The organism is Streptomyces sp. NPDC050145 (assembly GCF_044460245.1).
GTDB lineage: Bacteria > Actinomycetota > Actinomycetes > Streptomycetales > Streptomycetaceae > Streptomyces.
Map to the genome: position 1 here is coordinate 330,850 of NZ_JBITJS010000003.1, position 19,308 is coordinate 350,157.

The following is a 19,308-nucleotide window of genomic DNA, read 5'->3' on the forward strand; positions in this document are numbered from 1 at the left end:
ATTTACGGCAACTTACAGAGCTGGACCATTCCCCATCCTCGAACCTGATCGGATCACTCGTAGATGAGTCGGTCGGACCCCGGTCTCAGTCCTCCAGCGTCGCGATCGCCTCGGTCAGCCACTGCTTCTCCTCGGTCCCCGTGGCGCGGGCGATGCGCAGCATGCCCTGGCGGAAGAGATCCGGCGCCTCCTCGGCGCGCACCGGCTCGCCGTCGCGGTAGAAGAAGCTCGCCGGAGTGGTGAGGAAGTCCTGCCGGCGGCGCAGGACCGCGGCCTGGTCTGCGCGGTCGGGGAGATGGCGCAGGAACGAGAGCAGCGTGAAGAAGCGCTGCCCGTCGGTGATTTCGACTTCCTTGGGGTTCCGGAGCCTGGCCTGGAGGTCGGCGCGGCCCGCCTCGGTGAGGGAGAGGATCCGCCGGGGTGCCGCACCGGTTCCGGGCTCGGTGCGCTGCTCGATCAGGCCTGCCTTCGTCAGCCGGGTGATGGCCGGGTAGAGGGCGCCGTCGCTGACCGGGCGAATGTGCCCGCTGAGGCCCTGGATGCGGGCCTTCAACTCGTAACCGTGCAAGGGCTCCTCGTAGAGGAAACCCAGAATCGACAGCTCCAGCACGCGGCCGCACCCCTTCCTGTTCGTAGTCGGACCCTTGCCCGTTCGGTGCGAGCATGCTACCTCTTTTCGCTATGCCTCGATTCGAGGTACAGCGAAAAGAGGGGGCGTGATCATGGGGGCGACTGAGCACCGGCGCAAGCTGCTGGCCTTGGCGTATCCGGTCTACTTCGAACTGCTCGCCGGCGTCACAGCCGGGATCATCAACATGGTCTGGGTGGCGAGGCTCGGCGCGGAGGCTGTCGCCGCGGTGGCCGTCGCCACCAACCTGGAGAACCTGCTGCTCGGTGTCATCCTCGTCGCCGGGTCAGGTATGACCGTGCTGGTCGCGCGCGCCAGAGGCGCGGAGGACCCGGCCGCGTTGCGCTCCGCCGTGCGCGGCGGCTGGACCCTGTGGGCGATCGTCACGCCTGTCGTCGCCCTAGGCGGGTTCCTGTGCCGCGAGCCGCTCGCCCGACTCGTACTCGGCGGCAGCGACGACGGCTCGCTGCCTCTCGCCATCGCCTACTTCTCGATCGCCCTGCCGGGGATCACGGTGTTCTACGCGACCAACGTGATCGACGGCATCCTCAAAGGCGCGGGCGACACCCGCACCCCCATGAGACTCGCCCTGCTCGCGAACGGGCTGATTCTCGCGCTGGATCCGTTGCTCATCCTCGGGTTCGACCTCGGGGTCCGTGGCGCCGCGATCGCCACGGTGCTGGGCCGGACGGCCGCACTGGCCTGCGGATTCCTCGCGCTCCGCCGCAATGCCGTCCTGCGGCAGGCGGCCGCCGCGCCGTCGGAGCGGACCAGGTCACTCATCGCAGACGCCCGAAGGGCAGCGGCGACAGGGCTTCCCATGTCCGCCGATTTCGTCGTGCGGATGACGGGTGCGCTCGCCCTCGTCGCCATCGTCGCGCGGATCGGTGTCACCGAGGTCGCCGCCTACGGCATCGCGACCAAGGCCATGTACGTCGCGACCATGGCCTTCTACTCCGTACGCCAAGCCGCCGCCATCCGCACCTCCCACCTCCTCGGTGCGGGGCGCGACGAGCGACGGGCCGTCGGGCGGCAGGCGCTGCTGCTCGGTGGGGCGCTGGGACTCACGGCCGCGCTGACGCTGCTCTCCGCCGGACCATGGGTCATGCGGGCGTTCGGCAGCGAAGGTGCGGTGGCCGAAGCCGGCACCCTCTACCTGCGGTCTCTGGGGCCGTACCTGGTCCTGCTCGCCTGCTTCATCGCGCTGGGCGGTGTCTTCGAAGGCAGCGGTGACAGTCCCGCCCTCGCACGTATCACCACGTGCGGTGTGTTGCTTCAACTGGCGCTCGCCCACATCCTGTCGGGGGCCGGGCTGCCCGGCATCTGTGCGGCCATGGCGGCATCCATGGCCCTGCAGTGCGCGGCTGTCACCAGGATGTACCGGCGGCTGCCCCTCGCCCCTCGGACGCAGATTTGCCGGAGCGGCAACAGGAGTGGCGTCAGCGGGCCACGATGACTGACCTTGGGAGCATGACCGACGACATCACAGCGGGATCGCCCGCGTCCGACACTTCCCTGCCCGGCGACGGATACGTCGGAGACCCCGCGGTGCGGGCGGAGTGGGACAACCGATACGCCGACCGGCAACAGCTGTGGAGCGGCCGACCCAACGGTGCGCTGGTGGCCGAGATTGCCGGGCTCACGCCCGGGCGGGTGCTCGACGTCGGCTGCGGCGAGGGCGCGGACGCCGTCTGGCTCGCGCGCGGCGGCTGGGACGTGACGGCGCTCGAGGTCTCGGGCGTGGCGCTGGAGCGCGCGGCCGGGCACGCGCGGGACGCGGACGTCACCGTTCGCTGGGTCCACGCCGCGCTGACGGAAGCGGCGCTCCCGCCGGCCTCCTTCGACCTGGTCTCCGCGCAGTATCCAGCCCTGCTGCGCACCCCCGACGCCGCGGCCGAGCGAGCACTGCTCGCGGCCGTCGCGCCCGGCGGCGTACTGCTGCTCGTCCACCACGCGGGGATGGACACCCAGGAGGCGCACGAGAGCGGCTTCGACCCGGCTGACTACGTGTGGCCCTCGATGGTCGCCGCCCTGTTCACCGACGACTGGAAGGTGGAGGTGAACGAGCAGCGCCCACGCGTGGCACCCGACGGCGGCGCCGGCGCACACCACACCGACGACCTGGTGCTGCGTGCGCGACGGCTGCGCTGAGCCCCTCCAGCGTCGGTGGAGGTGCGCTCGTCCGGTGTCACTTTCCGCTGTAGACGGGGAACACACTGTGCTCGCCGTAGTCCACGTCCCGCAGGTCCCGCAGGGTGTCCATGTCGGCGTCCGAGATCTCGAAGTCGACCTGGGCGTTGGAGCGCATGTGGTCGGGGTTGGCCGTCTTGGGCAGTGACACCGTGTCCAGTTGCAGGGTGTAGCGGATGCACAGCTGCGGGACGGACACGCCGTATCGCTCGGCCATCTCCTTCACCTCGGCGTTGTCCAGGATCGCGCCGTGTGCGATCGGCGAGTACGCCTCGACGAGGATCTGCTGGGCCTCGCAGTAGTCCAGGAGCTGCGACGGGGTGTTGCCGGCGTGCACGAGCAGCTGGTTCACGTGCGGCACGACGGTCGCGCCCTGGAGGAGGTTCTCGAGGTCCTGCCGCCGGAAGTTGGAGACACCGATGGAGCGGATCCTGCCGGCCTGGTGTGCCTCTTCGAGAGCGCGCCATGCCGCGCGGTTGCCCTCGGAGTAGTCGCCGCCGCGGAAGTCGTCCCAGGGCTGCGGGCTGTGGATGAGCATCAGGTCGATGTACTCGACGCCGAGCTTGTGCAGCGACTCGTCGATCGAGGCGACCGCCTCGTCGTAGTTCTTGATCTCGGCGGCGAGTTTCGTCGATACGAAGAGCTGCTCGCGGGGGACCGCGGCGCTGCGCACGCCCTCGCCGACGCCGCGCTCGTTGCCGTACGCCTGGGCGGTGTCGATGTTGCGGTAGCCGATCTCCACGGCCGCGCGGACCGCGGCGGCCGCCTTGTCGTCGTCGATGAACCAGGTGCCGAGCCCGAGCCTGGGGATCTCGACGCCGCCTGCCAGGGTGTAGGTCTCGTCCAGGATGGTCATGCGTTCGCTCCGTTCTTCGGCAGCGTGCCGTACACCTCGTCGGTGACCGGCTCGAGCCATTCGTTGCTGACGTTCTCGCCGGGGGTGATGTAGGCGAGATGGGAGAACCACGAGTCGGCCTTCGCGCCGTGCCAGTGCTTCGTGCCCGCCGGGACGCGGATCACCGTTCCCGGCTCCATGCTGACGGGGTCCTCGCCTTCGGCCTGGTACCAGCCGCTGCCCGCCGTGCAGAGCAGGATCTGGTCCCCCCCGCCGTCCTGACCGTGGTGGATGTGCCAGTTGTTGCGGCAACTCGGCTCGAAGGAGACGTTCATGACGGGAACGCTGCCCGAGGCGAGCGGCGCCAGGTAGCTCTGGCCGATGAAGTACTGCGCGAACGCGTCGTTCTTCTCGCCGCGCGGGAAGATCTGGTCGAATCCGTTGTCTGCCATCTTGATTCCTTGCTGTGGTTCACTGCCCCGCGCCGATCGTGCGGGGCCGGATTGCTGTTCGCGTCCGGGATCAGGCGGAGCGCTCGTCCGCGATCTTCTTCAGCAGGGTGATCGCGGTCATCGCGTTGGGCCATCCGGCGTAGAACGCCAGGTGTGTGATCGCCTCGGAAAGCTCCTCCACCGTGAGCCCGTTCTCCAGGGCCACACCCAGGTGGTACGGCAGCTGCTCACCGCGGTAGAGGGCCGCCAGCACACTGACGGTGACCAGGCTGCGGTCACGCGGGGTGAGCCCGGGGCGCTCCCACACGTCCTGGAACAGGACCTCGTCGGTGAGCTCGACGAGCTTCGGCGCGATTCCGGCCAGTGCCTGAGGCGCGGACTGCTTCGCCATGAGGTGACTCCTTGTAATGCATTGAACACGGGGTGCGGTGCCTTTCGCTGTCGCCACCCGGCGCGGGCGAGCACCCCAGGGCGGGGTGTCCGCCGTCCGGAACCGGGGCCGCATCCGCTGACACCACCGAGGAAACCGCAGCTCACGGGCGTGCGGAAGGCACTGTCGTTCCAGGTACCGGCAGAACCTCCCAGCTGTGCTCCACTCCTCCTAGCCTGGAGTGCATGGACACCGCCCACGAGATCCGAGAGTTCCTCGCCACCCGCCGCGCCAAGATCACTCCAGAGCAGGCCGGCCTGCCCTCCTTCGGCGGCGGCAAGCGCAGGGTCCCCGGACTGCGACGCGAGGAAGTCGCCCTGCTCGCCGGTGTCAGCGTCGACTACTACGTCCGCCTGGAGCGCGGCCGGCTCGCCGGTGCCTCCGAAGAAGTCCTCGACGCCCTCAGTCAGGCACTCCAGCTCGACGACGCCGAACGCGCCCACCTCCACGACCTGGCCGCCGCCCAGCGCCGGCGTCCGCCCCGCCGCAGCGCCCACAAGTCCAAGACCGCGGTCCCGGCCAGCCTCACCCGCGTCCTGGAGTCCATGACCGACGCCCCGGCCTTCATCCGCAACGGCCGGCTCGACATCCTCGCCGTCAACCCCCTCGGACGCGCCCTCTACGCACCCCTGTTCACCGGCTCGGCCCGCCCCGTGAACATCGCCCGCTTCCAGTTCCTCGACCCCGGCAGCCGCGACTTCTTCCCCGACTGGAACGCCTCCGTCAACACCACCGTCTCCCTGCTGCGCACCGAAGCCGGCCGAGCCCCCGGCGACACCGAACTGACCGGGCTGATCGGTGAACTCGTCACCCGCAGCGACGAGTTCCGCACCGCATGGGCCAAGCACAACGTGCGCCTGCACCACACCGGCCGCAAAGCCTTCCGCCACCCGGCCGTCGGCGTGCTCACCCTCGACTTCGACGCCATGGAACTACCCGCTCACCCGGGCCTCACCCTCACCGCCTACAGCGCGGAACCCGGCACACCCGAGCACGACGCCCTGCGCCTGCTCGCCTCCTGGGCCGCCACCGACCACGGGCAGACCCACACCGAAGACCCGGCCCGCTCCTGACCGGTCCCGCGCAGGCATCGAGGCGGTCACCGCCCGCGCCCGCGCCGCCACCGGCCGGTACACCACGACGATCGCGGTCAGGCAGTTCACTTCTCAGATCCAGCCCCGCTCCTTGGCGAGGAGCCCCGCCTGGAAGCGGTTGGCCGCGCCGAGCCGCAGCATGATGTCGGCCACGTAGCGGCGGAACGTCCGCAGAGAGACGCCCAGTTCGCGGGCCGCCACCTCGTCCTTGTCCGCATGGGTCAGCGCGTGCAGGACCCGGTGCTCCAGAGCGGACAGGACCGGTGCCCGTACCGCGAGGTCGTCCTCGGCAGGAAGCTCGTGGCCGGAGTCCCAGACCTGCTCGAACCAGGCCACCGTGTTGGCCACCACGCCCGGCTGGCGCACGATGAGCGTCGACTCGTAGTGGTCGTCGGGGTCGACAGGGACCATCGTGACGCCGCGGTCCCAGATCGCGAGGCGCCGGATCGCCTGCTCGGTGCGGCGCACCTCGCCGCCGAGCGACTCCAGTTCGCGGAGATAGGCGAGGGTCGCGGGGTCGGCGAGCGCCTGAGGTGTGGCGACCGTGCGCCAGCGGATGCCGCGGCGGAGCATCCTCAGGTCCGAGGCGCGGGCCTCGTCGATACTGTGGGGGCGCCAGGGTGTCGGGAGCAGCGACATGTGCTCGCGGAAGGTGAAGAAGGCCAGGTCGGTGAGGCGTTCGCGGATCGCCTCGGGTCCGTCGACCCGTTCGATGTCGTCGCTCGGGGAGCGGGCCGCGCCCTGCTTGTGGTCGTCGATGAGTGTGGCGATCACGTCCCGGGTGGCGAGCACCTCGCCCGTGGCGGACTTGAGTTCCCCCAACCGCTGTTCCACCAGCCACTCCACCGCGACCGCCGGATCGGAGACCAGCACCGTGTGCCGCTCGGAGAGCCGGATCAGATTCCGCTCCTGCAACGCGTCGAGCCCCTCGTCGACGGTGTCGCGGTCCCAGCCGAGGGCCCCTCCGGCGGACTCGGCCCCGCGCTCTGGATGGCGCAGGAAGTAGCGGTAGAGCCGCAGGTGTTCGTCGGACACCCCGACCGATGTCAGGCTCATGTTCGGTAATCCCCCCGGAGCCGGTCCCCCTGGCCTGCCCGTTGGCAGCATGGTGACAGCGGCCGCCCTTTCTGACCGTAGCGCAGTGATCAGCGGCACAACAGGCTGAACACATGCCCTGGATCTTCTCTTCGGCGGGCCGCAAGGCGGCGCCCGCATCCTCAGCTTCATCGGACGGCTCCGGCTCCCGCTCCGGCGAGCCCGCCCCCGCGGTCCGGCTCGACGCCGTGAGCAAGGTGTACGGACGCGGCGAGAGCGCGGTGCACGCGCTGCGCGGCCTCGATCTCGCCATCCCCCGGGGGAGTTTCACCGCCGTGATGGGCCCCTCCGGCTCCGGCAAGTCGACGTTCCTGCACTGCGCAGCAGGGCTCGACCGGCCCAGCGGCGGCACCGTCTCCCTCGGCGGCCAGGACCTGACGGCCCTCGACGAGACCGCGCTGACCCGGATGCGCCGGGACCGTGTCGGGTTCGTCTTCCAGGCCTACAACCTGATGCCGTCGCTCACGGTCGAGCAGAACATCACCCTCCCGCTGCGCCTCGCCGGGCGCCGGGCCGACCCGGACTGGCTGGCACGGATCACCGACCAGGTGGGGCTCACCGGACGCGGCGGGCGCAGGCCCGCCGAACTCTCCGGCGGCCAGCAGCAGCGGGTGGCCCTCGCCCGCGCGCTGGTCACCCGGCCCGACGTCGTCTTCGGCGACGAGCCGACCGGCGCGCTGGACACCATGACCGCCAAGGAGGTGCTCGGACTGCTGCGCCGGACCGTGGACGACCTCGGCCAGACCGTCGTGATGGTCACGCACGACCCGATGGCCGCCTCGTACGCGGACCAGGTGCTGTTCCTCGCGGACGGGCGGATCGTCGACCGGATGGCCGCGCCGACCGTGGAGCGGGTCGCCGACCGGATGAGCCGTTTGGGAGCGTGGGCGTGATGCTGACTCTCGCGCTGAGCACGCTTCGGGCCCGCAAGGGCGCTTTCGTCGGCGCCTTCGTGGCGCTCCTGCTCGCCGCCGCCCTCGTCACGGCGTGCGGAGCCCTGCTCGACACGGGCCTGCGCGGAACGATTCCCACCGAGCGGTACGCGGGAACTCCCGTACTGGTCACGGCCGATCAGGAACTGCACTGGACGAAGGTCAAGAAGGGCAAGACCAAGGAGAAGTCCAAGCCGCTGACCGAGCGGGCCTGGGCGGACGTCGACCCCACCCTGGTCAAGCGGCTCGCCGCCGTGCCCGGCGTGCGCGCGGTCGTCCCCGAACTCACCTTCCCCGCCCATGTGTTGACGGACAGCGGCCCGCTCGCCGAAGGGGCGTCGTGGGGGCACGCCTGGGAGTCGGCGCGACTCACACCGTTCGCGCTGCGCGACGGCCGGGCGCCGACCGGGCCGGACGAGATCGTGGCCGACGCCGGCAGCGGGCTGCGCACCGGCGCGAAGGTGACCGTCCAGTCGACCGGCGCCCCCTCCGTGTACGAGGTCGTCGGTATCGCCGCACCGGCAGGGCGCGACGCCCTGGCCCGCCAGTCGACGCTGTTCTTCAGCACGGAGCAGGCGCGGCGCCTGGCCGGACACCCGGGGCAGGTCTCCGCGCTCGGCCTCCTCACGGTCCCCGGCGCCGCGGTGAGCGACGTACGCGCCCGGGCCCTCGAAGCGGTGTCCGGCACACCGTCGCTTCAGGTGCGGTCGGGGGACGAGCGAGGCCCCGTCGAGTTCATCGACGCCGGCAAGGCGCGGGTCAGCCTGATCAGTCTGGGCGGCGCCATGGGCGGTACGTCGCTGCTCGTCGCCCTGCTGGTGGTGGCCGGGACCTTCGCGCTGTCGATCCAGCAGCGGGCCCGGGAACTGGCCCTGCTGCGGGCCGTCGGCGCCACACCGCGCCAGCTGCGGCGCATGGTGGGACGCGAGGCACTGGGCGTCGGGCTGCTGGCCGGGCCGCCCGGGGCGGTCGCGGGGCTGTTCCTGGCCCGCTGGATGCACGGACGGTTCGTGGCCGTGGGAGCACTTCCGGACACCCTGGAACTCACCGTGAGCGCGTTCCCGCCCGTCGCCGCCGTCCTCGCGACGCTGCTCGCCGCGTGGGGTGCGGCGCGGGTGTCCGCCCGCGGGCCGGCCCGGATGCGCCCCACGGAGGGGCTCACTGCGGCGGCCCTCGGCGCGGAGCGGCCGCACGCCGGCCGGACCGTCGCGGGCATCCTGACCGCCGTCGCGTACATCGTCCTGGTCGTGGTCCTGTCCGGGCTGAAGACCGACGCGGCGGCCACCCCGGTGACGTTCCTGTCGGTGATCGTCGCGGCCGCGGCGATCGCGCTGCTCGGCCCGTCGCTCGCCCGGTCCGCGAACTGGCTGACGGGCGGGATCGCCCAACGGATCTCCCCGGCCTCCGGATTCCTCGCCGCACGGAACACCCGGGCCGGCGCCCGCCGCGTCGCGGCCGTCGTCACCCCCTTGAGCCTGGCCGTGGCGATGGCCTCGACGATCCTGTTCACGCAGACGACATCGAGTCACGCGGCGGGCGAGCAGGCCGCGTCCGGCACGCGCGCCTCCTACGTCCTGGCCGCCACGGGCCCCGGCGTCCCGGCCGTGGCCGCACAGGCCGTGCGCGAGCGGGTGCCGGGGACGACAGTGACAGAGGTCGTCCCGACCACGGTGCGGATCGGGCAGGACAAGTTCCCCGCCCAGGGAGTGAGTTCACCGGGTCTGGCCCGGACCCTCGACCCGCAGGTCACCGCGGGCACACTCACCGCGATGGACGACAGAACGGTGGCACTCAGCGAACTGGCCGCCCGTACCCGGCACGCGCGGGTCGGCGACCGCATCACCGTCACACTCGGCGACGGCGTCAAGAAAAACCTCAAGGTGTCGGCCGTCTACGCACGCGGCCTCGGCTTCGGCGACCTGCTGCTCCCACACCGCCTGGTGACAGCGCACGTCGACCAGCCGCTCTCCACCTCGGTCCTGGTGGCCGGGGCGCCGAGCCGCTCGGCGCTCACCACCGCACTACGCCCCTTCCCCGCCGTCCACGTCCTGGACCGCACCGCCGTGGCAGCGGCACGCCGCACCCAGGAAGGCGCGCAGGCCCAGGTCAACTACATCGCGATGGGGCTTGTGATCGCCTTCACCGCGATCGCCGTGGTCAACACCCTCGTGATGTCGACGTCCGCCCGGCGCCGCGAGTTCGCACTCCTGCGCCTGATCGGCACGACCGGCCGCCAACTGCGCGCGATGCTCCGCTGGGAGACGCTCACGGTCACCGTGCTCGCGACCGCGCTGGGAGCGGCCGTGGCCTGCGCGACCCTGACCGCGTACAGCCTGGGCATGACCGGAGCCGCGACACCGTACGCGCCGCTCGTGCCAAGCCTTGTCGTCATCGCGACGGCCGTGCTCCTGGCCCTCGTCTCGACCGCCCTGCCGGCCCGTGCCGCGCAACGAAGCGGGGCGGGGACGCCGACCCAGGTGGAGTGAGCGCGCGACCGGTCACCGGGACCGGTGAAAGCGGCCTTGCGGATACGCTCGCCGGTGACCCCCGGCCAAGGGGGCCCGGCATGCGGGGAGTTGGGGTTGATGAAGCGGTCGTTCGAGCCGAGTCGGCGCGCCTGGCTCTCGCGAGGGCTCGCGGCAGGTGCCGTCGCGGCCGTCGGCGGGGGCGCGTACGCGATCAGTGAGGGACTGAAGGCGGAACCGCTGCCGGACCACAAGAGAGTGCGCACCGATGTCGCACCGTTGCGGAAGGCATTCAGTGAAGCGGGCCGTCTGTCCGAGCCGCACTGGCTCCTCTACGACCGGGATGCCGTGGGGGAGGGGCGGCTGGGTCCGCCCAGCCCCGACCCGCGGTACCGGGCCGTGGGCATCGTCCGCCTGCCGGCCGGGAGCGCCGCGAAGGTGATGGGCGATCCCGCGTACGCCTTCACCCCGGCAACGCCTGCCTCTGTGCCGCAGCCTCTGAGGGAGTTCGTGCCCGGGCAGGCCCGGTGGATGAGCAGCAAGGCGTACGACACCCACCTGCTGGGGCCCGAGCCGGGCGAGCTCACCAGCGGGCGGTTCTACCTCGACGCAGCCGGCGACCGGCTGTATTTCGACACCATCAATCCCACGTAGAACTCGAGGGGTACGCGTATCACGGGAGCTGCCGGGTCCGCGTGTAACAGGTCTGTCAGGGACACGTCTCAGCAGTGCGGGATCGGAACGGGACAGGCGCAGGCTGTGTCCTAATGATCATCAGCGGACCACCGCTCCGCACCACCTCCCACACCACAGCAAGGAAGTCCCGATGCGCGTCCAGCCGAAGCTGACGAAGAAGCTGACCCTCGCCACCGTGGCCGTCCTCGCGGGCCTGACCCTGACGGCCTGCCAGGACGGCAACACCGACGCCGCCCCGTCGCAGGACACCGCGTCCTCGCCCTCCGCCGAGAACTCCGCGGCCCCCTCGGAGAGCACCGGCGGCACCGGCGGTACGGCCACGGACGACGGCAGCAAGGGCGGCGACTCCGGTAACGGCAGCGACGACGGCAGTGACAAGGGGAGCGGCGGCGGCCAGATCAACACCGGCCCGTGCAAGACGGCCAATCTCACCATCACCGCCAATCACGGCATGGGCGAGGGCGACGTCCTGGTCAGCCTGAAGAACGACAGCGACGCCTGCTCGCTCAAGGGCTTCCCCGGCGTCGACCTGAAGACCTCGGACGGCGACACGATCAGCGCGGACCGCACGGCGAACACCGCGCAGGAGGTCGTCCTCGGCGGCGGCGAGACCACCCGCTTCACGCTGCACACCCCGCCCAACAACACCGGCGGCACCGGCGTCCGGATCGTCTCCCTGGTCGTGACCCCGCCGAACGAGACGCACTCCAAGACGGTCCGGATCAGCCTCAGCATCCCGGTGACGGACGGCTCGGAGACGGGTCCGGGCGTCACGGTCGACCCCGTCGGCTACGGCAAGCAGTGACGGCCATCCTCTCCCGGAAGGGAGAGGATTGTGGATTCCCTGGTTTCCCGCCTCTTCACGCCCTGCCACGGAGCTGGGCCGTGGTCTTGCGGGTGCTCCACCGGCATGCGCCGTGCGTCCGGCGGAGCGTGTCGGCTCCGCGAGCCAGGTGGCGCTGAAGACCATCAATGCCGAACTCCTGGATAACGCAGACCTGCTGAGCTGCTTCGAGCGCGAAGCCGGGTCCTTGCCGTGGTCCCGGGCGTCCGGGCCTGGTCCCTCAGGGCGGTGGACAGGGGCTGCTGGCCGTCTGGGAGGAGGCGTCCGCTGCTGCGTTCACGGGGGAGTTGTCGAGCAACCACCGCACCATGCGGCTCATGTGTGGTGGTGCTCCGGGGTGGGAGTGTGGATGCCGTTCTCGAGCGTACGGATGACGGCGGAGACAATGCCGTGCCTCGCCAGGCCGCAGGCGTCGGCCCCCTGGTATCCGGTGTACACCAACGACCAGAGCACACGTTGGATCCAGGTGGGAGTGACGTCGGGGTCGAAGACGCCTTCGGCCTGCCCGCGCTTGATGAGAGTGATCACCGGGTCATCGAGAGGCTCTGGTGTGGCTGCCGCGCCGCGGCCTTCCAGTACGCGCGGATCGCCGAACAGGAAGACCAGTCGGTCGCCGACCGCCACCATCGCGGTGACCAGTCTGCGCATCGCCTCGATAGGGGAGCCCTGATCGATGGCCGCGCCGGCGACCGACTCGTCGATCGCCGCGATGGAATCCTCGATGGCTGCGTTGATGAGCGTGGTGCGGTCGGCGAAGTAGCGGTGCAGTGTCGTGCGGCCGACACCGGCGGCGTCTGCGATATCGGCCAGCGTGGCGTGATAGTCGCGGCCGAGCGCGGAGGCGGCCGCGCTGAGAATGGCGCGGCGTGTACGAGTGCGTGTCCGTGTTCCCGCGGCCTCGGGTCCGGGCTCCTTCATGCCGGACATCGTAGTGCCGAGTCCCGATCAGGAACATTGATGCTCGTTAGTGGAACACTGGTGTTCCACTCGGTGTTAGGTTGATTCCCCTGGTGACCCTTTGCTCGGAGGAGGTACGACCATGGCTCGCGGAGACCGGCGCCACCCTGAGAGCGTGGCTGGAGACTGGTTCGTCGACGACCGCTGTATCGGTTGCGGAGGCTCCTTCTCGCTGGCGCCGGCACTGTTCGGGCCGGCCGCCGACGGCAGGCAATTCGTCATGACCCGCCAGCCGGCCACCGAGGACGAGATCGTGCAGGCCCAGCTCGCCGCCGAGGTGTGCCCGTCCCGGTCGATCGGCACCGAATCCGGCGTGACGTGGCGCCGACACCACCCCCTGGAGATCGCATCCGCCATCTGGCGGACGGGTTCCAACTCGCCCAAGACCGCAGGCGGCAACGCCTTCCTCGTGCAGCACGCCGCGGGCAACCTCCTCGTCGACGCGCCGCGCTTCACCCCGTCGCTACGCGCCTGGATGGAGTCGCTCGGCGGGATCGCAGCGATCCTGCTGACGCACCGCGACGACGTGGGCGACGCCGAGCGCTATGCCGATGCGTTTGGGGCTGAAGTGGTCATCCATGCTGCCGACGCTGATGCCGCCCCCTTCGCGGACCGGATTCTGACGAGTGCCGACACCTGTGAGGTCGCCGCCGGCATGCTGGCGATCCCCACTCCGGGACACACGGAGGGGCACGTCATGTACCTGAGTGACGACGGCACCATGTTCACCGGCGACTCGCTCGGCTGGGACCCTCACCGTCAGGACCTCGGTGCGGAACCATCCGTGTGCTGGTACTCCTGGCCCACCCAGATCGACTCGCTCCAGCGGCTCGGCACCTTCGAGTTCACACGGGTCATTCCCACCCACGGCACGATGAGCCCGACGCTCGAACCGGGCGACATGAGCCGGCGACTGCAGGCCCTGGTCACTCGCCTGCGGCGCGATCTGGCGGACAAGTAGCACGTCCACGCGCACGGTTTCTATCCGGGATCCACCCTCGACACCAAGAAGTTCCCGTCCGCCACTACCCGTGCATGACGGATTCAGAACAAGACCGACTGCGGCGTCCGGACCATCGCGTCGACTGCCTCGACCTGATGCGGCCGCAGGACGGTTCCTCCTGTTGCTGTCACAGGGTCATACCCCAGGCCTGTGCCATGTCGTCGAGCATGCTCACCGGCAGATCGCTGTGGCTCCAGGCGATCTTCAGGCGGATCCGGGAACGGATCGCGGACAGCCGCTCCCAGACGATCAGGCCCTCCGGCTGACCGGCGAGCACGTACCGGCCGTCCTGGGCGGCGTGCGCACGGCCGGGACCGTAGTCGGCGTAGGCGGCCTCCAGACGCTCACGGAACTTCTCCGCGAACGCCTCCAACTGCTCGCCGTACGTGGCGGGGTCGTCGATGGCCTGAGCGAGTACCTCGATGACCTGGCGGGACAGGTCCGTGTCGTGACGGTGACCGGTGAACGTGGCGAAGACGCGTTCAGCCGTTCCAAGGAGCAAGGCACCGTGCTCGAGCGCCGTCGCATCAGTCGACTCGTCCTGCGGGGCGGACCCGGCCTCGTCTGCGCGGTGCTGGGACGGGTTCGCGGGGTCGGCGGAGGTCATCGAGATGCACTGCATGTCGATCTGATCGGCCTGCCGGGCGAGCACCTGGGCCAGCGTCTGCACGGTCGGTCCGTCGAGCGTGACCGGGTCCTGCCCGGGCGAGTCCCACACCGGGTCGCCATCGGCGGACGAGGAGGACCAGGAGCCGGCGATGTTGCGCAGCATGGCGCTCACCTCGTGCGCCTGGAAGTAGACCTGACCGTCCCGGGCTCCCTGCAGAGGTGTCAGATGGCTGGTGACGGGCTGTTCATCCATAAAGATCCTCCTGAGCGGCGCTGCACGCCTCAGCTACGCCGGGGTGTTGTCCTCGGTGGCGGGAAGCTTGATGTCCTCCCACTCGTCGGTCCAGTTGTAGAGCCATTCCTTGCGGACCGAGACCCTGTCGGCCCAGGGGAAGAGGCTCTCGGCGAGTCCGACGACGCGGCCGGCCAGGGTGTCCAGAGCGGTGTTGATCCTGGAGCCGTGGATGTTCTTCCGCAGGGTGCGTGGGACGTGGAACTCGAAGCTGATCCGCAGGACGCGCGGCGTGCCGGTATCAGTGCTCTCCGCCATGACTTCCCCTCTCGTCGACTCCGTCAACCTAGAGCAATCTCGTGAAATTATCTCAAGTTCAGGAAATCTACGCTGAGGTGTGAGGTGCGGGGTCGGCGAGTCCGAATCGGGCATACGGGCACGGCATCGAGCTCCTCGGTGACATCGCGACCGCAGTATCGGGACGCAACCCTCCGCCGGTGATCGCCCGCCCAACTGGACCAAGCAGACGCCGACTTGGTGTCCAGCCTCACACCCAGGGCCAGGACGGATCCGCAAAACCGCAGTGCTGCCGATGATCTTCGCGATTATGATTCTGGGCAGCGTCGCGTGCCGGTGGCGGACGGATCATCAGGCATGGAGGCGTCGTACAGAGAGGCCAATCTTGTCGACTGACCGCGTCACCGCCTGGGGTAAGGAACTGCAGCAGGTGCACGCCAAACTGCGCAAAGCGCTGGCGCTGGCGCGAGCGGGGCTGGACAACGGCGACGCCGCCGACGCCACCACCGACCTGCTGCTCTTCTGCCACGGCTTCTGCGCCGCCCTGTCCGGCCACCACCGCGCCGAGGACGGCTCGCTCTTCCCTGAACTGCTCCGGGCGCGCCCGGACCTGGCGCCGGTGGTCGAGAAGCTGAGCCAGGACCACAACATGATCGAGCACCTCATCGGTGGGCTGCAGAAGGCAGTGGCCGACTCGACCGACCCGGAGGTGGCACACAGCCACCTGGACGGCATCGAGGCGGTCATGGAGACGCACTTCAAGTACGAAGAGAAGCAGCTGGGCGCGGTGCTCGACGGCATGGACGCCGATTTCGACCGCACCGAGATCTTCGGCCCGATCAGCTGATCCGCGTCGTCCCGGTCGCGCCGCCCGCCGGTGACGCGACCGGGAATCAGTCGCCACCTCACCGGTGAGTACGTCTCCCGGCGCCTGGTCGCACCTTCGGCTTCGACATGAACTCTTCGCTTTGGGCAAGAGCTGACAAAAGGCTGCTAGGGAAGCATCAAGACGCAGGTCACGGGCGATACTTGACCGTGGCGGAGAGGTGTCCGCCGTTGCGTCGGAGTGGGGGAGGTGCCCGTTCGTGACAGTGATCCGGACAGGAGTGCACAAGCCGGAGGTTCGTCTGCGCTGGGACCCCAGCCCGTTCGGCGAGCCGCCGCGCCACCTCGACATCGTTGCTGCCACCTATTCGGTGGAGGACCCGCACGGGGCGCCGGTGTACGTGGTGCATACGGAGAGCAGGTCCCCGGACGGCACCATCAACATGACCCGGCACAGCGAGACCGGGCAGGGGTTCGGCTTCGTCGAGGTGATGGTCCTGGAACTGGACCGGCTGGCACCGTCCTACGGACGGGTTGTGGTCGGTGTGGTGATCCACCAGGACGGCGGTCGGCGCACCTTCGGGGACATCACCCACGCGGGCGCCGTGATCGTGGAGAAGTACTCCGAGCTGATGGCCGACGACTTCTCCACGGTGCCGACCGCTACCGCGCTGACACTGGGCGAGTTCACGCGTGACAGTACGGGGGAGTGGGAACTGCACGGACGCATCCAGGGATTCGACAGCGGCCCCGTCGAGTTTCCCCGTCAGATGGGTGCCTCCGGACAGGCATAACGCTGGCCCGGCGGCACATGGCGTGCACGCGGCGCCGAGTCAGGGGGCGCGGTCGGAGACCGGGAGGGCGAGTGCGGTACAGGTCCGCGCGGCGTGGAGACTGGGCTTCATCGTTTGCTCAGTCGAAGGGGATCGAAGGCCATGGTGTGGGTGCGGTGGACGCTGGGGACGGCGGCGCTGGCTGCGGTGTGTGGCGGGATCGTGTGGGGCGGCGCGACACTGGCTGGGGCTGATGAACCGATGTCCTGGGCATCGAAGGCGGTCGTTGCGGTGGTCGGTGGGTTGGTGGTCGAGTGGTGGAGGGAGCGCCGGAGGAAGGCGCGCCCTGCTCGCTGAAGCCGGCCCCGTGCCTGTAGGGGCGGTTCCCGGCGGACCGGATGGTCGGAAGCCACGGTGCCGGGCCGCGAAGACGGTGCAGAGGAGAGCCGGATGTCAGTCAGCGCGAGCTGAGGCCCAGGGTGTTCAGTTCACGGTTACGTTGTCCCCGGCCGAAGTCGACGGGCCGGTGGTGGAGTTGCCGTAGTACACCCAGCGCCACGTGCCCGTCTTGGTTGCCTTCACGGTCGTCTTGAGATTGCCCGAGCTGTTCGCGTACACCTTCTTCACCGTGGTGTAGGAGGTGGTTCCGGCGGGCTTGAACTGCAGGCTCACCAGACGGCCTTCGTAGGAGGCGTACTTCCTGGTCTCCCAGTTGGCGCGCGTGACGTTCCCGGTCGCGGTGATGGTCCCGCCCTCGGACACCGGCTCGGGCGAGGCGTTCACGGTGAGGCGGGAGTTGCGCTTGACGTACACGGTGAGGCCCTCGTCGTCGGTGTCACCGCCGCCGCCCTGGAAGTACACCTCGGCCGCGACCTTCCAGGCTCCGGCCTCGCTGTTGCGCATGTCCCATTCGCTCGGATCGAAGTACATGGTCTCTTTGAAGTCGCACACGCCTGAGCTGACGGTGATGCAGTCGCTCGTTTCGATGGCGTGCCACAGCTGATCACCCGTGTTGCCGCGGTACAGGAACACCGCGGGCCACTTCCAGCTCTTGGTGGTCGCCATCCGGAAGGAGGTGGGTGCCGAGACCTCGTTCGACACCCCGATCACGATCGGCTTGCCGCCGTTCACCTGGACACGGGTGAACGAGACCCCGCCCTCGGCCGCACCGGCCGGCGCCGCGGCCACGCCCGTGAACACCGAGGCCGCGCCAACGGCCACGACAGCTCTCCAGAGCTTCTTCTCCACCTGATCCCCGATCTCTGTACCGGAAGCGCCGGAGGCTTTCCTCCAGCGCCTTTCAGATAGCCGGGGACTCCACGGGGTTGTGCACCCGTGGATCACGATCGGGCATCAGACGATGCTTGCCGGTCTGCGTGCTGACGGAGACACTGACGATCGCGGGTGAACGGGTTGGCCGGCGCTCCGATCGCCGACTGTTGCTCGGCTGTCTCTCCTGGTCACGGAACTCATGGCGCGTCGATATTGGGGATGAGTGAGGTGTCGGTGGTTGCTACCGTCGGTCTGGTATCCCCAGCCCACTCGCCGGACAAGAAGGATCTTCCTCATGCATGATGCCCGCGCCCTGATCGACATGGGTGCCGAAGCGGTACGTCGGCTCGCTCGTCGCGGTTACTCCCTGGACCTGTCCCGGCTGGAAGACCTCCAGTCCCGGCGCAACCAGAGCATCCGCTCGGCCGACGAGCTGCGGGCGGAGTCCAAGCGGGTGGCGAGCGAGGTCCAGCAGACGGCCAAGCAGGGCGGGGACATCTCCAAGCTGAAGGAGCGCGCCCGCGAGATCAAGGACCAGATCCGAGCCATCGAGGCGGATCAGGAGGCGGTGCAGGAAGAGCTCCGCGAGCTGCTCCTGACCATCCCGAATCTCCCCGACGACTCGGCCCCCGACGGCGACTCCGAGGAGTTCGCGATCGAGATCCGCCGCGTGGGGACTCCGCCGGCGTTCACGTTCGAGCCGAAGGACCACGTCGACCTGGGCGAGGCCACCGGCATCCTCGACTTCGCCCGCGCGACGAAGCTGTCCGGTTCGCGCTTCGCCGTCTCCCGCGGTGCCGGCGCCGCCCTGGAGCGCGCCCTGGCCACGCTCTTCCTCGACATCCACACGCGCCGCCACGGCTACGTCGAGCACGGTGTCCCGTACCTGGTGACCCGCAAGACGATGACCGGCACGGGCCAGCTGCCGAAGTTCGAGGAGGACCTGTTCAAGACGGGTGCCGCCGACCGCGATCTGTTCCTCATCCCCACGGCCGAGGTCCCGCTGACCAACCTCTACGCCGACGAGATCATCCCGCCGGCCGAGCTGCCCCTGGCGCTCACGGCCCACACGCCGTGCTTCCGCTCGGAGGCCGGATCGTACGGCCGCGACACCCGCGGCCTGATCCGCCAGCACCAGTTCTCCAAGGTCGAGATGGTCAAGATCGTCGACCCGGAGACCGCCGACGCGGAGCTGGAGACGATGGTCGGCCACGCCGAGGCGTGTCTGAAGGAGCTCGGCCTCGCCTACCGGGTCATCAAGCTGCCCGCCGGCGACACGGGCTTCTCCGCCCAGCTCACGTACGACATCGAGGTCTGGATCCCCAGCCAGAACACGTACCGGGAGATCTCCTCGGTCTCGAACTTCGGTACCTTCCAGGCCCGCCGTGCCAACATCCGCACCCGCGGCGCGGACGGCAAGCCCAAGCTGGTCGCCACGCTCAACGGCTCGGGCCTGCCCGTCGGCCGCACCCTGGCCGCGCTCCTGGAGCAGTGCCAGCAGGAGGACGGCTCGCTCGTCCTGCCCGAGTCCCTCGTCCCGTACCTCGGCTTCCGCCGGATCGCGGCGGACGGGACCCCGGAGGCATAGTCCTGGGGGGGGGGGGGGGGGGGGGGGGGGGGGGCCGGGGGGGGGGGGGGGGGGGGGGGGGGGGGGGGGGGGGGGGGGGGGGGGGGGGGTA

20 protein-coding genes are annotated in these 19,308 nt (G+C 69.8%); 11 read left to right on the forward strand and 9 right to left on the reverse strand.

Annotated features, from left to right (window positions below):
* Window positions 1-85: 85 nt before the first annotated feature.
* A complete protein-coding gene (locus tag ACIBTU_RS08190) occupies window positions 86-610 on the reverse strand; it encodes a PadR family transcriptional regulator (RefSeq protein ID WP_399125140.1) in 525 nt (174 codons plus the stop codon).
* 112 nt (window positions 611-722) lie between these two features.
* Between ACIBTU_RS08190 and ACIBTU_RS08195 the strand changes: the two genes are divergently transcribed.
* Window positions 723-2,084 carry an MATE family efflux transporter gene (locus ACIBTU_RS08195; protein ID WP_399125141.1) on the forward strand — a complete coding sequence of 454 codons (1,362 nt, stop codon included), beginning with the start codon at window positions 723-725 and terminating at the stop codon, window positions 2,082-2,084.
* 14 nt (window positions 2,085-2,098) lie between these two features.
* A complete protein-coding gene (locus ACIBTU_RS08200) occupies window positions 2,099-2,779 on the forward strand; it encodes a class I SAM-dependent methyltransferase (RefSeq protein WP_399125142.1) in 681 nt (226 codons plus the stop codon).
* Between the two features lie 37 nt (window positions 2,780-2,816).
* On the opposite strand, the gene ACIBTU_RS08205 is transcribed toward ACIBTU_RS08200, so the two are convergent.
* The 3 genes from ACIBTU_RS08205 to ACIBTU_RS08215 all read right to left on the reverse strand — a co-directional run bounded on the left by ACIBTU_RS08205 (window position 2,817) and on the right by ACIBTU_RS08215 (window position 4,496).
* Window positions 2,817-3,674: an aldo/keto reductase gene (locus tag ACIBTU_RS08205; RefSeq protein ID WP_399125143.1), complete on the reverse strand. Its 858-nt coding sequence runs from the start codon at window positions 3,672-3,674 to the stop codon at window positions 2,817-2,819.
* Window positions 3,671-4,105 carry a cupin domain-containing protein gene (locus ACIBTU_RS08210; RefSeq protein WP_399125144.1) on the reverse strand — a complete coding sequence of 145 codons (435 nt, stop codon included), beginning with the start codon at window positions 4,103-4,105 and terminating at the stop codon, window positions 3,671-3,673. The genes ACIBTU_RS08205 and ACIBTU_RS08210 overlap by 4 nt, the downstream gene beginning before the upstream one ends.
* 70 nt (window positions 4,106-4,175) lie before the next feature.
* Window positions 4,176-4,496 (reverse strand): carboxymuconolactone decarboxylase family protein, encoded by a 321-nt coding sequence (locus tag ACIBTU_RS08215; RefSeq protein WP_399125145.1) that lies wholly within the window; start codon window positions 4,494-4,496, stop codon window positions 4,176-4,178.
* Between the two features lie 224 nt (window positions 4,497-4,720).
* Here ACIBTU_RS08215 and ACIBTU_RS08220 point away from each other — a divergent pair, with 224 nt between their 5' ends.
* On the forward strand, window positions 4,721-5,608 hold the full coding sequence (locus ACIBTU_RS08220) for a helix-turn-helix transcriptional regulator (RefSeq protein WP_399125146.1): 888 nt from the start codon (window positions 4,721-4,723) through the stop codon (window positions 5,606-5,608).
* 93 nt (window positions 5,609-5,701) lie between these two features.
* On the opposite strand, the gene ACIBTU_RS08225 is transcribed toward ACIBTU_RS08220, so the two are convergent.
* On the reverse strand, window positions 5,702-6,685 hold the full coding sequence (locus ACIBTU_RS08225; RefSeq protein WP_399125147.1) for a helix-turn-helix transcriptional regulator: 984 nt from the start codon (window positions 6,683-6,685) through the stop codon (window positions 5,702-5,704).
* A gap of 113 nt (window positions 6,686-6,798) precedes the next feature.
* On the opposite strand from ACIBTU_RS08225, the gene ACIBTU_RS08230 reads away from it, so the two are divergent.
* The 4 genes from ACIBTU_RS08230 (at window position 6,799) to ACIBTU_RS08245 (ending at window position 11,622) form a co-directional block, all read left to right on the forward strand.
* Entirely contained in the window at window positions 6,799-7,617 is an 819-nt protein-coding gene (locus tag ACIBTU_RS08230) for an ABC transporter ATP-binding protein (protein ID WP_399125148.1), read from the forward strand.
* Window positions 7,617-10,142, forward strand: a complete 2,526-nt coding sequence (locus ACIBTU_RS08235) for an FtsX-like permease family protein (RefSeq protein ID WP_399125149.1) — start codon at window positions 7,617-7,619, stop codon at window positions 10,140-10,142. Before ACIBTU_RS08230 ends, ACIBTU_RS08235 begins: the two co-directional genes overlap by 1 nt.
* 99 nt (window positions 10,143-10,241) lie before the next feature.
* Window positions 10,242-10,775, forward strand: a complete 534-nt coding sequence (locus ACIBTU_RS08240) for a hypothetical protein (protein WP_399125150.1) — start codon at window positions 10,242-10,244, stop codon at window positions 10,773-10,775.
* Window positions 10,776-10,947: 172 nt separating this feature from the next.
* On the forward strand, window positions 10,948-11,622 hold the full coding sequence (locus ACIBTU_RS08245) for a DUF4232 domain-containing protein (protein WP_399125151.1): 675 nt from the start codon (window positions 10,948-10,950) through the stop codon (window positions 11,620-11,622).
* Window positions 11,623-11,976: 354 nt separating this feature from the next.
* Here the strand turns inward: ACIBTU_RS08245 and ACIBTU_RS08250 are convergent, their stop codons facing one another.
* The gene (locus ACIBTU_RS08250) at window positions 11,977-12,579 is read right to left on the reverse strand and encodes a TetR/AcrR family transcriptional regulator (RefSeq protein ID WP_399125152.1); all 603 of its coding nucleotides are present in this window, start codon (window positions 12,577-12,579) and stop codon (window positions 11,977-11,979) included.
* A gap of 154 nt (window positions 12,580-12,733) precedes the next feature.
* On the opposite strand from ACIBTU_RS08250, the gene ACIBTU_RS08255 reads away from it, so the two are divergent.
* Entirely contained in the window at window positions 12,734-13,579 is an 846-nt protein-coding gene (locus tag ACIBTU_RS08255; RefSeq protein WP_399125153.1) for a 4Fe-4S domain-containing protein, read from the forward strand.
* 169 nt (window positions 13,580-13,748) lie between these two features.
* Here ACIBTU_RS08255 and ACIBTU_RS08260 read toward each other — a convergent pair whose 3' ends face one another.
* Together ACIBTU_RS08260 and ACIBTU_RS08265 are read right to left on the reverse strand one after the other, a co-directional pair.
* Window positions 13,749-14,483: a hypothetical protein gene (locus ACIBTU_RS08260; RefSeq protein WP_399125154.1), complete on the reverse strand. Its 735-nt coding sequence runs from the start codon at window positions 14,481-14,483 to the stop codon at window positions 13,749-13,751.
* A 33-nt stretch (window positions 14,484-14,516) separates the two neighbouring features.
* Entirely contained in the window at window positions 14,517-14,780 is a 264-nt protein-coding gene (locus tag ACIBTU_RS08265) for a hypothetical protein (RefSeq protein WP_399125155.1), read from the reverse strand.
* Window positions 14,781-15,144: 364 nt separating this feature from the next.
* On the opposite strand from ACIBTU_RS08265, the gene ACIBTU_RS08270 reads away from it, so the two are divergent.
* Complete coding sequence (locus ACIBTU_RS08270; protein WP_399125156.1) at window positions 15,145-15,606, forward strand: hemerythrin domain-containing protein; 462 nt, start codon at window positions 15,145-15,147, stop codon at window positions 15,604-15,606.
* A 238-nt stretch (window positions 15,607-15,844) separates the two neighbouring features.
* Entirely contained in the window at window positions 15,845-16,378 is a 534-nt protein-coding gene (locus tag ACIBTU_RS08275) for a TerD family protein (protein WP_399125157.1), read from the forward strand.
* A gap of 462 nt (window positions 16,379-16,840) precedes the next feature.
* On the opposite strand, the gene ACIBTU_RS08280 is transcribed toward ACIBTU_RS08275, so the two are convergent.
* Window positions 16,841-17,605, reverse strand: coding sequence for a hypothetical protein (locus ACIBTU_RS08280; protein ID WP_399125158.1), 765 nt, complete (start codon window positions 17,603-17,605; stop codon window positions 16,841-16,843).
* A 319-nt stretch (window positions 17,606-17,924) separates the two neighbouring features.
* On the opposite strand from ACIBTU_RS08280, the gene serS reads away from it, so the two are divergent.
* The gene (gene serS / locus ACIBTU_RS08285) at window positions 17,925-19,217 is read left to right on the forward strand and encodes a serine--tRNA ligase (RefSeq protein ID WP_399125159.1); all 1,293 of its coding nucleotides are present in this window, start codon (window positions 17,925-17,927) and stop codon (window positions 19,215-19,217) included.
* Window positions 19,218-19,308: the final 91 nt, after the last annotated feature.

Bases quoted from the DNA above. Each gene is read 5' to 3' on its own strand.
- ACIBTU_RS08195 (WP_399125141.1), top strand. From the start codon at position 723: ATGGGGGCGACTGAGCACCGGCGCAAGCTGCTGGCCTTGGCGTATCCG.
- ACIBTU_RS08200 (WP_399125142.1), top strand. From the start codon at position 2,099: ATGACCGACGACATCACAGCGGGATCGCCCGCGTCCGACACTTCCCTG.
- ACIBTU_RS08205 (WP_399125143.1), bottom strand. From the start codon at position 3,674: ATGACCATCCTGGACGAGACCTACACCCTGGCAGGCGGCGTCGAGATC.
- ACIBTU_RS08210 (WP_399125144.1), bottom strand. From the start codon at position 4,105: ATGGCAGACAACGGATTCGACCAGATCTTCCCGCGCGGCGAGAAGAAC.
- ACIBTU_RS08215 (WP_399125145.1), bottom strand. From the start codon at position 4,496: ATGGCGAAGCAGTCCGCGCCTCAGGCACTGGCCGGAATCGCGCCGAAG.
- ACIBTU_RS08220 (WP_399125146.1), top strand. From the start codon at position 4,721: ATGGACACCGCCCACGAGATCCGAGAGTTCCTCGCCACCCGCCGCGCC.
- ACIBTU_RS08225 (WP_399125147.1), bottom strand. From the start codon at position 6,685: ATGAGCCTGACATCGGTCGGGGTGTCCGACGAACACCTGCGGCTCTAC.
- ACIBTU_RS08230 (WP_399125148.1), top strand. From the start codon at position 6,799: ATGCCCTGGATCTTCTCTTCGGCGGGCCGCAAGGCGGCGCCCGCATCC.
- ACIBTU_RS08235 (WP_399125149.1), top strand. From the start codon at position 7,617: ATGCTGACTCTCGCGCTGAGCACGCTTCGGGCCCGCAAGGGCGCTTTC.
- ACIBTU_RS08240 (WP_399125150.1), top strand. From the start codon at position 10,242: ATGAAGCGGTCGTTCGAGCCGAGTCGGCGCGCCTGGCTCTCGCGAGGG.
- ACIBTU_RS08245 (WP_399125151.1), top strand. From the start codon at position 10,948: ATGCGCGTCCAGCCGAAGCTGACGAAGAAGCTGACCCTCGCCACCGTG.
- ACIBTU_RS08250 (WP_399125152.1), bottom strand. From the start codon at position 12,579: ATGAAGGAGCCCGGACCCGAGGCCGCGGGAACACGGACACGCACTCGT.
- ACIBTU_RS08260 (WP_399125154.1), bottom strand. From the start codon at position 14,483: ATGGATGAACAGCCCGTCACCAGCCATCTGACACCTCTGCAGGGAGCC.
- ACIBTU_RS08265 (WP_399125155.1), bottom strand. From the start codon at position 14,780: ATGGCGGAGAGCACTGATACCGGCACGCCGCGCGTCCTGCGGATCAGC.
- serS (WP_399125159.1), top strand. From the start codon at position 17,925: ATGCATGATGCCCGCGCCCTGATCGACATGGGTGCCGAAGCGGTACGT.